Raw genomic sequence first — 11,853 nt, forward strand, 5'->3', positions numbered from 1 at the left:
TTTTCAAATAGACCTGCCACGTATACTGCGCCGAACATGAACAGCCACCCTAGACGCTATTGGTCCACATGGATTGCCATCCTGGCGATCCTGTTGAATAGCCTCATGCCGTCGGTTGCACATGCTGTTTCCGGAAAACAGTCAGCGCCGCGTTCCGGCTGGACCGAGGTGTGCACCACGCAAGGTGCCATCTGGATCAAGGTTGCGGCGGACGAATCAGACACTGCGCAAAGCCCAACCCAACCTGCAAACGCACCGCAGGGCGCCATGGTGCTGGCGCAGTGCCCCTATTGCCTGCTACATGCAGGTGCGCCAGGTCTCCCTGCCGTTGTGGAACACGGGTCGGTGACAGACCGTGCGGACAGCGGGCCTCTGGCCCCCGCCCCCCATTTGCAAGTCCACTCCCAGGCCCACTGGGAGTCTCCGGCAGTACGCGCTCCGCCGCTGGCATAACTGCTCCCGCATGAACCGGTGCGCCAAGGCGCCCGGTGCTGCCCTGCCCTCGCTGCTGCCATAAGTTGATCTTCCGGTACGGCTGGGGAATCCGTAATCAAAGTACCCCCATCGATGGCTTTGTCCCTGGCATTGCGCTTTGCCCGCTACGTGTTGGTCTGGTTCGCCCTATCAGTGGGCGCATCAGTTGCCTCGCCTTTCATTGCCCCCCGACTGCTGACACTGGTCTGCACCAGCGCCGGCGCCCAGGTCATCGAACAAAGCCAGTCCGCACCGAGCACTTCATCCGCCACATGGGATTGCCCCGTCTGTGTCAACTTCATCGGGCCGGTTGCCTCCTTTGCAATCCACCTGCCTGCGGCGGTTCCGTACCAGCCACCTTTGCCGCTGCGTTTGGAAATTCATACCAAACCCACTGCCGCTGCGCCGCCACCTTCCCGCGCACCTCCTGCCAGTCTTTCCACTTGAGCGGACCTGTTTGAAGCAGGTCTGATGGACCTGGGTCACCAGGAAATTTTTTGCGTTGCCGATCAGAGGTCGGCGCGCCTCATCTTGAAAGACGAAAACATGAAGAAGCAAAAGATAGCAGCGACGACACCTGCCATGTCATCGCTAGGCATGGCCTTGCTGGCAGCTGTGTCAACACACGCGGGGGCACAGCAACCTCCCCAATTACCGGAAGTGGTCGTAAAGGCCAGTCGGGTGCCGACAAGCAGCTCGGCGCTGGATGCATCGCAGATAGCCCGCCAGAGCATGTACACCAGCGACTCGGCCCGCCTGCTGGAGGACGTGCCCGGGCTGAGTCTGTATGGTGCCGGCGGAGTCTCCAGCCTTCCGGCAATCAACGGTCTGGCCGATGATCGCTTGCGGATCAAGGTGGATGGCATGGACCTGATTGCCTCCTGCCCCAACCACATGAACTCCCCGCTGTCCTATGTGGTCCCCACCCAGTTGCAATCGATCCGCGTGTACCCCGGTGTTTCTCCGGTCAGCGTGGGTGGGGACAGCGTGGGGGGAGCAATCCTTGTCACTTCACAGGCTCCTGTCTTTGCATCCGCATCGCAGGGACTCTTACTCAATGGTGAGGTGGGCACCAGCTACCGCAGCAACGGGGATGCCAAGACTTACAACCTGGGCGTGCTGATTGCCGGGGAAAGCCTGAGTCTTTCCTACAAGGCGTCTTCGGCCGAGTCCTCCAACTACAAGGCAGCAAGCGACTTCAAGAGCTACACCTCGATCCGCCCCGCATCGGCGGTGAGTGGCGCCAACTACGGCAGCACCCTTGACCAAAATGAAGTCGGCTCAACGGCGTACAAATCGCGCAACCAATTGCTGACCCTGGCGGCCAAGGCCGGGCAGGACATCCTGGAGGCCGCCGTCGGCTACCAGGACATTCCTTACGAGATGTACCCCAATCAGCGCATGGACATGTTGGGGAACACGGCGGAGCGCTACAACCTGCGCTACCAAGGCCAGAGGGATTGGGGGCTGTTTGACATACGGGCCTACCACGAGACTGTGACCCACCACATGGACTTTGGCGCAGACAAGGTCATGTACTACGGCGCCATCACCGGAACCAACGGTGTCACTTATCCGGTCAACGGCATGCCAATGAATACCGACGGAAAGACTGACGGTCTGGCCCTGAAGGCAGAGTTTGAATGGTCCGATAGGCACCTTGCACGCGTGGGCTTGGACTGGCAGCAGTACCGCCTCAATGACTGGTGGCCGCCGTCGCCCAATTGCGGCGTGGGCATCTGTTCTGGCGGTATGGCGCCTTACTCCTTCTGGAATATCCGAGACGGGCAACGTGACCGACAGGCCGTATTTGGGGAGTTGGAGTCACGCTGGAATGCGCAATGGTTCAGCCAGCTGGGGTTGCGCCTTGAGCAGGTGAGCACCAACACCGGTGCGGCCCAGGGCTACAACACGGGCATGATGTACGTGGGAAGTGCCGTGAGCGCCAGCGGTGGAGCCGCTGCCTACAACGCGAGCGACAAGCACCGTACGGACAACAACCTCGATTGGAGCGCCATCAGCCGGTATGAGCCGGATGATCAGAAGTCGTTTGAACTCGGGCTCTCGCAAAAGACACGCTCACCCAACCTCTATGAGCGCTACGCCTGGTCCACCAACGCAATGGCCATGGAAATGGTGAACTTTGTGGGTGACGGAAATGGCTATGTAGGCAACCCCAACCTCAAGCCCGAGGTTGCCCATACCTTGAGCTTCACCAGTGACTGGCACAGTGGTGATCGGGAGTCGCAACTCTCCGTGACGCCGTTCTACACGCATGTGCAGGACTACATAGACGCGACACGCAACTACCCCGGTTCCGCGGCCTCCAACATCTCAGCCACCACAGGCTTCGTCAAACTCCAGTACGTCAACCAGGAAGCGCGCCTGTACGGCATGAACATCGCCGGACAAGCGCCGGTGGGCGCCAATGGGTGGGGTTTCTGGAGTGTCAAGGCGCGCCTCAACTATACAAACGGCAAAAACCTGACCACGGGAGACAATCTGTACAACGTCATGCCCTTGAATGCGCGTTTCTCGCTGGTACAGAAATTGGAAGGCTGGGAAAACACAGCCGAGCTGGTCTCGGTGGCTGCCAAGAACGATGTTTCTGCCACACGCAACGAAGTGCGTACGCCCGAATACAGCCTCGTGAACCTGCGTTCGAGCTACACCCGCGGCCGATTCCAAATGGACTTTGGCATTGAAAACCTGTTTGACAAGATGTACTACCAGCCCTTGGGTGGAGCCTATGTGGGGCAGGGTTTTACGATGTCGCTTAACCGCGAAGTGGGTACCAACAATGCCTCGTCCTGGGGAACCGCCGTGCCCGGCATGGGCCGCTCACTGTACGTTGGCGTCAACTACAGGTTCTAGCTAGCCCCCCTGCCACCAGGAGCGCTGCGGGCCTGGCCCGCGGCGGTAGCGCCATGCTGCTTCCAATCTCCTGGTAGCGGGTTTTTCTGCCGCATTTCATGCAATGTGTTTCACATTTGTTTGATTTATCGCAAACTCACTCATCAATACATGCATCATAGTGCCGCTTATCACAAAGATGCATGCATTAAAGTGCTCTTGTGATTCGCATAACTTTTACAGGAGAAGACACTTGAGCCAGACAGATGCATTAGTTGAAGACCGCGAATCCGTTGAGAACGACCGGTTTGTGGAAGTCAGTTACGACGATTCCATCCCCAACAACGTGGGGCTTTCCTCCGACCGCCAGTTGTTGCGCGCCCTGGAGAGCTGGCACCCCAAGTACATCGACTGGTGGAAGGACATGGGTCCGGACGGCTTCCAGGATGCTGACGTCTACCTGCGCACCGCCGTGGGCGTGGACCCGGCTGGCTGGGCCAAGTTCGGCTACGTGAAGATGCCCGACTACCGCTGGGGCATTCTGTTGGCGTCCCCAGTGGAAGGCCGCACCATTCCCTTTGGCAAGCACAAGGGTGAGCCCGCCTGGCAGGAAGTGCCCGGCGAGTACCGCGCCCTGCTCAAGCGCCTGATCGTGGTCCAGGGCGATACCGAGCCTGCATCCGTGGAGCAGCAGCGCTACCTGGGCAAGACCGCGCCCAGCCTGTACGACATGCGCAACCTGTTCCAGGTGAATGTGGAAGAAGGCCGCCACCTCTGGGCCATGGTGTACCTGTTGGTCAAGTACTTTGGCAAGGACGGCCGCGAAGAAGCGCAGGCCCTGCTGGAACGCCGCAGCGGCCAGCAGGACAACCCGCGCATTCTGGGTGCGTTCAACGAACTCACACCGGACTGGCTGTCCTTCTTCATGTTCACCTACTTCACCGACCGTGACGGAAAGATGCAACTGGCCGCACTGGCCGAGAGCGGGTTCGACCCCTTGAGCCGCAGCTGCCGCTTCATGCTGACCGAAGAGGCGCACCACCTGTTTGTGGGCGAGACCGGCGTGGGCCGCACCATCGAGGCCACCTGCAATGCCATGGTCAAGGCCGGCATCACCGACCCCTACGACACCGAAGCCATCCGCAAGCTCGGCGTGGTGGACCTGCCGCTGCTGCAACGCAAGGCCAACTTCCACATGTCGGTAACCCGCGACCTGTTTGGCTCGGAAATCTCCAGCAACGGCGCCGAAGCCTTCAGCTCCGGCCTCAAAGGCCGCTTCAACGAAGCCAAGCTGAACGACGATCACCAGTTGCAGAACGAAAGCTACACCGTCACACGCGTGGTCGACGGCAAGCTGGTGGATGAGTCCGTACCCGCCCTGCGTGCCATCAACTGCCGATTGCTGGACGACTACATCGCCGACTGCCAGGGCGGCATCGACCGCTGGAACAAAGTGATTGAAAAAGCCGGCATCAACTTCAAGATCACGCAACCCCACAAGGGCTTCAACCGCCGCATCGGCGAGTTTGCGGGACACCGCATAAGCCCCAGCGGCACCTTGCTTACAGAGTCCGAGTGGAACGCACAAAAAGGCAACTGGTTGCCCAACGACAACGACATGCAGTTCATCCACTCGCTGATGAAACCCTGCCACGAGGCCGGTGCCTACGCCTCCTGGATCGCCCCTCCGCGCACTGGCATCAACCAGCAACCGGTGGATTATGAGTATGTGAAGATCGACTGAGGCGGCGCGTAATTCGGCATAAAAGAAAACGGCCTGCTGCTATTTGAATAGCAGCAGGCCGTTTGCATTGGCGGAGAAGGTGTCCCCGTTAAAGCTGTCCAAAGAAATCCGAAGACATCTTGCAACATCCCTCTGTACGAGGGAGAAAAGTCTTTTTCTGTCCAATGGCGTCCTACTCAAATTGATACAATCCAACCAACATTTGATAGTCAATTTGATAGTCATAAGAGAAGGATACTCGAACCCATGGCACGGCAACTCGCCAAGCTCACAGCGCTTCAGGTCGCGAAGTTGACCAAGCCCGGACTGTACGGAGATGGAGGAGGACTTACCCTTCAAATCACCCGCGCCGGTGCCAAAAGTTGGCTCTTTCGTTACATGCGTGATGGTAAGGCGCATGGCATGGGGCTGGGTCCAACTCACACGGTTACGCTGGCCGAGGCCCGCGTCAAGGCACTCGAAGCACGCAAACTTCTGGTGGACGGGCAAAACCCCCTGGTAGTCAAGAACCAGCAAAAAACCGCTGCGGCACTTGAGCGCGCCAGGATGATGACCTTTGACCAGTGCGCCAAGGCTTACATCGATGCCCACAAGGCGAGCTGGAAGAACGACAAGCACCGTGACCAGTGGACCAACACCTTGACCACCTATGCAAGCCCTGTCTTTGGCAAGCTGCCGGTGGCAGAAGTGGACACTGCATTGATTGTCAAATGCCTGTCTCCCATCTGGGAAACCAAGGCAGAGACGGCAACCCGACTGCGTGGCCGCATTGAGTCTGTTCTGGGTTGGGCCACCACCAGCGGATACCGCACCGGAGAGAATCCAGCCCGCTGGAAAGGCCACCTGGAGAACCTGCTGGCAAGCATCAGCAAGACCGCCAGAGTCAAGAACCACCCATCCCTGCCATGGTCGCGCATTGGTGAATTTATGGGTGCCATCAAGAAGCGCGAGGGTGTTGCGGCCAGGGCCGTGGAATTCTGCATCCTGACTGCCTGCCGCTCTGGGGAAGTACGTGGCGCTCAGTGGAGCGAGTTTGATTTTGAGAACAATGTCTGGACCATACCGGCTGAGCGCATGAAGGCACGCCGAGAACATCAGGTACCACTGTCCGATGCAGCGCTTGCCATACTGAAAACCATGCATTCAGCAGGTACTGCAAATGAAGACAGCCTTGTTGATGCCAAGAGGCAGGGATTCGTCTTTGCGGGCACGAAGAAGCAAGAGCTTTCGGATATGTCATTGACTGCCGTACTGCGACGCATGAACAGCGATGAAGAAACGCCGATTTGGGTGGACGTGAATGGCGATGGGATCACTGTGCATGGGTTTCGGTCCACGTTTCGGATGTGGGCTGCGGAAAAGACGACCTATCCACGTGAGGTTGCGGAGCATGCATTGGCCCACCAACTGCCAGATGCCGTAGAGCGTGCCTATCAGCGGGGAACTCAGTTTGACAAGCGGAAATCGCTGATGGTTGAGTGGAGCAATTTTTGCTGCACAGTTCCAGATGAATCCGCCCGGCGTAAGCAGACCAAATAGTCCCAATCAAGATTTTATTTTTGCGTTTCGGCACCGCACCAACACAACCCCCGTCCAGACCGATGCTGGACGGGGATTGAGAAGACAATGTAGCGGGGTGGCGGATGAAATATCCGTCCAGTTCATTTTGTTGAAACGCCTAAACCAACTATTGCAAAATTTCTGCTCGGTTCATTACACCCGATGCCGCCAAGAGTCGAAGCCGCGCAGACCTCCAGTCGGCCAGGGCACGCAAGCGCTCCGACTGCGCATCGGCATAGGCTGATTGCGTGCTCAGCAATTCCAGAATGTCAGAAGCACCTCTGTCAAACTTGCGCTGTACGGATTCAGTCGCCGCACTGGCCGCCTTCAATAGCTGCTCCGTGGCACTCAGGTTATCCAGCGCAGCCTCGGCATCCGCATGGGCTTTAACCACTTCGGCCAAGACTTGGTTTTGCACGTCGATAACCTGCGCCTGGGACTGTTCCACTTGAGCCTGTGCGCCTCGGACCTTGTACGTGTTGGAAAATCCAGTGAACAGCGGGATGTTAAGCGTGATTGCAGCCAGTGTTTCCTGTGTCCTGGTCGGACTCAACGTCTGATTGGGCCTGCCGTTCTCGTAGTAGTTCACTCCCAAGTCTAGCGTGGGTTTTCCTTCGGAACGCGCTGCTTCGAGCTTTTGGGTGGCGGCTTCCAACTGCAACTGGGCCGCGCGGATTGCAGGATGGTTTGTTTGAACTTCTCTCAACCAGTCTTGCAAATCAGCGTGCAATGCCGATGTCGCAGTAACAGGAGCGCCGTCGTCTGCCACTTCAAATTGCACGCCAAGTGGCAAGCCCATAGCACTCACCAGCACCGCCAACGACCTTTTGTAGGCACCGGATGCTCTGCTGCGTTCCAGGGAGGCCTTAGCCAATGCGGTGGTTGCCTGCAAAGTGTCCGTCTGGGAGCCTGCGTTGCGGGCCTCTTTTCTGATGGCGGCTTGCTGAGTTTGCATTGCCAGTCGCTCCTGGCTTTGCCGCGCGTCAAGGGTCGCGTGGGCGGTCTGCGCATCAAAGTACGCACCAATGACCGCTGTCAGTGTCTTTTGAAGGGTGGCATCGTGGCTCGCAAGCGCGGACTCCAAAAGCGCCACCGCGCTGCGTCGGCTGGCGTCATTCCCCCCAAAATCAAATAGTCGCCAGTTCACGGTCGCATTGGATGTTGTAGTGTCCACGGCCGAGGAAGGAAACTGCGAGCCAGGATAGGCGGTTTGGTCGCTGCTCTGCCCCACGCTTAAACTGACCGTTGGTAAATTGGCCGCTTTGACTTCACCCAGCGCTGCAGCTTGCACCTTGATGCTGGCCCAAGACGTTTGAATTTGCGGGTTGTTGCACAGGGCAATGTCTACGCTTTGCGCAAGCGAAAGCGTAGACGAAAGTGGCGCCTTGGAGCCTTTCGCCAGCAGGTCAGAAGTGTTGCTAGTGCATGTGACTTGCGCGTCTCCTGGCAGGGATGCAGCGCCCGCATCCAGCACGGGCGGATGAACGTTCAAAGGGTCTGCAAAGGGTGTTGCCCACTCACTGATCGAGGGCCAAGCATATGCATGGGTGCCGCAGCAAAGCATCAATACCAACGGCAGCAGCCTCCAAGCCACCCTAGCGTTCATGTAAAGCCTCGTGCTGATGCTGGATCAGCGGGGACAGCAGGTACTGGATAATGCGCCGCTCACCGGTCTTGATCTCCACATTCACGCTCATGCCTGCCGTGAGCGATACGGTGTTGGAATCTACCACCATGCTGGACTTATCCAACGCCACCTTCACGCTATAAAGCAGTCCTTTCTTGTCATCCTGAATCGCATCCCGTGAGACATGGCTTACTGTGGCTGAAACTGTGCCGTACCGTGTGTAATCAAAGGCATCGATTTTGACTTCCGCCTGCTGGCCTTCCTGCACAAATCCAATGTCCTTGTTCTCCATCATGGCCTCCACTTCCACTTGATTCTCTTTGGGAACAATCATCATCAAGGGCTGCGCGGCAGGCACCACCCCACCCACGGTATGCACGGTGAGTTGCTGCACTGTGCCATCCACTGGAGAGGTGAGTTTCAAGAGTTTGCTGTGCTCGCCCGAGCGCCGTGCATCCTGCACACTGGATTGCAGTGTCTTGGAAGCATCAGTGTAGGCATCGTTGGCTTCCTTGATGCTCTGGGCAATCAACGCTTTACGCTGATTGCTTGCATCATGCAACTGGCCTTCCAGATCGATACGGGCCTGCTCTTTTTCTTGCCAAGCATGGACAGAAACATCCTTGTTGTCAGACAGTGCCTTGTAGTCTTGGGCACGTTGTGTAGCCAGTGGCAAAGCTTCGGAATAGCGCGCAATCTCGTCATCCAGGCGAGTTAGCTTGGCGTAGAAGTCCCGGTATTGGCTGTCCAATTGGCCTGCGGCTGACTGCCATTGTTGAATAGAGACGCCATCCAACTTCGGTAATGCGGGGGACTTCAGGCTGCGCACCGCGTCTGCCAATGCAGTAGACCTTGCCATCTGCAGTCTTGCCTCTGTGGCGCCACTTTGGGCTTTGTCATGCTCGGAGTCCGTGGCGCTGGAGTCCAGTTCCACCAAGACATCACCGGCTTTCACTACTTGCCCTTCCGTGACGTACAGCGCACGCACCGAGGCAACGTCCACGGAAGCAATGGTCTTGGTATAGCCGCTGGGGATGATCTTGCCTGCGGCATTGACCACGATGTCCATCTTCCCCAGGATGGACCAAGCCAGAGCGGTAATGACAATGGCCATCAGGATGCGACCTGTGATTTTGGCCGTTGCGGATACGGGCTTTTCTTGCAGGGACAGCGCTGCAGGCAGGAATTCTGCTTCCTGCTCATTGAAGATGCCACCACCCAGGTTGTGACGCTCTTTCCAAAAATGCGCAAAAACTGTTCTGTAGCGCCCCAGCAGTTCAAAGTAGGCTTCCAGCCGGTGCCAACTCACAATGCACCACCTTGCTGCAGTCGATAGAGGTGGCTGTAGATGCCTTGGGGGTTTTGCAACAATTGGTCGTGGCTTCCCACTTCAGCAACCTGACCGCGCTCCATAACCACGATACGGTTGGCCTCCCGCACTGCAGAGAGTCGGTGCGCAATGATCAATACCGTTCTGCCATGGCAGATGCTGCGCATGTTGTCCTGGATGATCTTTTCTGACTCGTAGTCCAAAGCACTAGTGGCCTCGTCAAAGATCAGGATGCGTGGGTTTGATATCAGTGCCCTGGCAATCGCAATGCGTTGCCTCTGCCCGCCAGACAACCCCGTTCCATGCTCTCCCACTAGTGTGTCGTAGCCTTCGGGCAGTTCACAAATAAACTCGTGGGCGCCCGCCAGCTTGGCCACTTGAATGATTGCCTCGATGGGCAAGGCCGGATTGGACAGTGCAATGTTGTCCCGGATGGAGCGGGTGAAAAGAGTGTTTTCCTGGAGGACCACGCCGATCTGATGGCGCAGGCTGGTGGTGTCCACAATGGCAATGTCTTGCCCATCGACCAGTACACGGCCACGGTCAGGAATGAACAAGCGCTGAGCCAGTTTGGTGAGCGTGCTTTTGCCGGAGCCAGATCGCCCCACGATGCCAATCACTTCCCCTGGCTGAATCTTGAGACTCACACTGCGCAATACGTCTGGCGTATCAGGACGGTAGCGAAAAGACACTTGGTCAAATTCAATAGCACCGGCAATGCGTGGAATTCGGGTCTTCTGACCCGAGACCTCAGTACGGGCGTTCAGGATGTCACCCAGTCGCCCCATGGAAATGCCGACCTGCTGGAAATCGTTCCAAAGCTGGGCCAACCGGAGAATGGGGGAAGCCACTTGGCCGGAAAGCATATTGAAGGCAACCAGTTCACCAACGGTCATCTTGCCGTCGATCACCAGCCCTGCACCTAACCACATGATTGCAGCAGTCACCAGTTTGCTGACTAAGGTCACCCCACCACTGGCAACCATGCCGATGTTGGTGGTGGACAGGCCCGCTGACACATAGGACGCGAGTTGCTTTTCCCACTTCTGCTGCCAGCGTGGCTCCACCGCCATGGCCTTGACGGTATCGATACCACTCAAGGTCTCTACCAGGAAAGACTGGTTCTCCGCGGACTTGTTAAACTTTTCGTTCAGGCGCACTCGCAATATAGGCGTGAACACCATGGACAGCGCCACGTAGACCGGGATAGAGACCACCACCACTACGGTGAGTGTCACGCTGTACCAGAGCATGGCTCCCAGGAAAATGAACGAGAACATGACATCCAGCACCAGGGTCATCGCGTTGCCGGTTAGAAACGAGCGGATGTTTTCCAATTCACGGATGCGTGCAACCGAGTCGCCCACTCTGCGTGCTTGAAAGTAGCTGATGGGCAAATTGAGCAGGTGTTTAAAGAGCCGAGCCCCAAGCTCCACGTCAATCTTGCTGCTGGTGTGGGAAAAGACGTAGGTGCGAATGCCTGTCAGCATGGCTTCAAACAAAGTGGCGCACACCAAACCAATTGCAATGACGTTCAGCGTCTTCATCGCGTGGTTGACCAGCACCTTGTCCATGACCACCTGGAAGAACATGGGGGTGGCCAGACCAATGAGTTGCAGCACCAGGGAGATCAGGAGCACTTCACCCAGCAGGCGGCGATATTTGACGATCGCCGGAATGAACCAAGTAAAGTCGAACTTGGCCATTTCTCCCGAGAAGGTTGCTTTGCTGGTGAAAAACAGAAGTTCACCGCGCCACAGGGATTCAAAGGCCTGCAGTGTCACCACCTCCGGTGCACTGCCTGGTCGCTGTATCAGAATGCGTGTAGAAGCATCGTTGTCTGCAATATGTTTACCGGCAATAAAGAAGTGGCCATTCAAGTCCTGTGCAATGGCAGGCAGGGGCGCGCGGTCCAGCCGCTTGACGTCTTGTCTTACGGCCTTTGCAGACAACCCCAGCCTCTTTGCAGCCAGCAGGATGGTGGAAGTGGTGAACACTTCACTTCCATGCTCGTGCTGCAATTGGGCAGCATCGGCCGGTACACCATGCAAGCCTGCCATCATGAGCAAACACTGCAAACCCGTGTTGGTGGGAATTGCAGTACTGGATGCCAATGAAGGCGGGGACAACGTATCGCTAGGCTTTAAGGGTATGGCAGACATGCAAATTCCCAGCGCATTTGCAGGGAGTTCTCAAGGAAAAGTGTTTGCGGAAAGTGCTTACTGGATGACAAGCACCAACTGGCGGCACTAGCCGCCAGTTGGT

Annotated in this window: 9 protein-coding genes; 6 read left to right on the top strand and 3 right to left on the bottom strand. The window is 57.2% G+C overall.

Annotated features, from left to right (window positions below):
• Nucleotides 1-36: 36 nt before the first annotated feature.
• The 5 genes from AC1RMF_RS23445 to AC1RMF_RS23465 all read left to right on the top strand — a co-directional run bounded on the left by AC1RMF_RS23445 (nt 37) and on the right by AC1RMF_RS23465 (nt 6,610).
• A complete protein-coding gene (locus tag AC1RMF_RS23445) occupies nt 37-453 on the top strand; it encodes a DUF2946 domain-containing protein (RefSeq protein WP_493144701.1) in 417 nt (138 codons plus the stop codon).
• Nucleotides 454-567: 114 nt separating this feature from the next.
• Nucleotides 568-921 (top strand): DUF2946 family protein, encoded by a 354-nt coding sequence (locus AC1RMF_RS23450; protein WP_493144703.1) that lies wholly within the window; start codon nt 568-570, stop codon nt 919-921.
• A gap of 99 nt (nt 922-1,020) precedes the next feature.
• On the top strand, nt 1,021-3,348 hold the full coding sequence (locus AC1RMF_RS23455) for a TonB-dependent receptor (RefSeq protein ID WP_493144704.1): 2,328 nt from the start codon (nt 1,021-1,023) through the stop codon (nt 3,346-3,348).
• Between the two features lie 289 nt (nt 3,349-3,637).
• On the top strand, nt 3,638-5,071 hold the full coding sequence (gene boxB, locus AC1RMF_RS23460; RefSeq protein ID WP_493144769.1) for a benzoyl-CoA 2,3-epoxidase subunit BoxB: 1,434 nt from the start codon (nt 3,638-3,640) through the stop codon (nt 5,069-5,071).
• A gap of 246 nt (nt 5,072-5,317) precedes the next feature.
• Nucleotides 5,318-6,610, top strand: coding sequence for a tyrosine-type recombinase/integrase (locus AC1RMF_RS23465; RefSeq protein ID WP_493144706.1), 1,293 nt, complete (start codon nt 5,318-5,320; stop codon nt 6,608-6,610).
• A 148-nt stretch (nt 6,611-6,758) separates the two neighbouring features.
• Here AC1RMF_RS23465 and AC1RMF_RS23470 read toward each other — a convergent pair whose 3' ends face one another.
• The 3 genes from AC1RMF_RS23470 to AC1RMF_RS23480 all read right to left on the bottom strand — a co-directional run bounded on the left by AC1RMF_RS23470 (nt 6,759) and on the right by AC1RMF_RS23480 (nt 11,651).
• The gene (locus AC1RMF_RS23470) at nt 6,759-8,123 is read right to left on the bottom strand and encodes a TolC family protein (protein WP_493144708.1); all 1,365 of its coding nucleotides are present in this window, start codon (nt 8,121-8,123) and stop codon (nt 6,759-6,761) included.
• 103 nt (nt 8,124-8,226) lie between these two features.
• On the bottom strand, nt 8,227-9,567 hold the full coding sequence (locus AC1RMF_RS23475) for an HlyD family type I secretion periplasmic adaptor subunit (protein WP_493144710.1): 1,341 nt from the start codon (nt 9,565-9,567) through the stop codon (nt 8,227-8,229).
• Nucleotides 9,564-11,651 carry a type I secretion system permease/ATPase gene (locus tag AC1RMF_RS23480; protein WP_493144712.1) on the bottom strand — a complete coding sequence of 696 codons (2,088 nt, stop codon included), beginning with the start codon at nt 11,649-11,651 and terminating at the stop codon, nt 9,564-9,566. Before AC1RMF_RS23480 ends, AC1RMF_RS23475 begins: the two co-directional genes overlap by 4 nt.
• Between AC1RMF_RS23480 and AC1RMF_RS23485 the strand changes: the two genes are divergently transcribed.
• A complete protein-coding gene (locus AC1RMF_RS23485; RefSeq protein WP_493144714.1) occupies nt 11,650-11,841 on the top strand; it encodes a hypothetical protein in 192 nt (63 codons plus the stop codon). The genes AC1RMF_RS23480 and AC1RMF_RS23485 overlap by 2 nt on opposite strands.
• Nucleotides 11,842-11,853: the final 12 nt, after the last annotated feature.

This window comes from Rhodoferax sp. GW822-FHT04A08 (assembly GCF_058801025.1).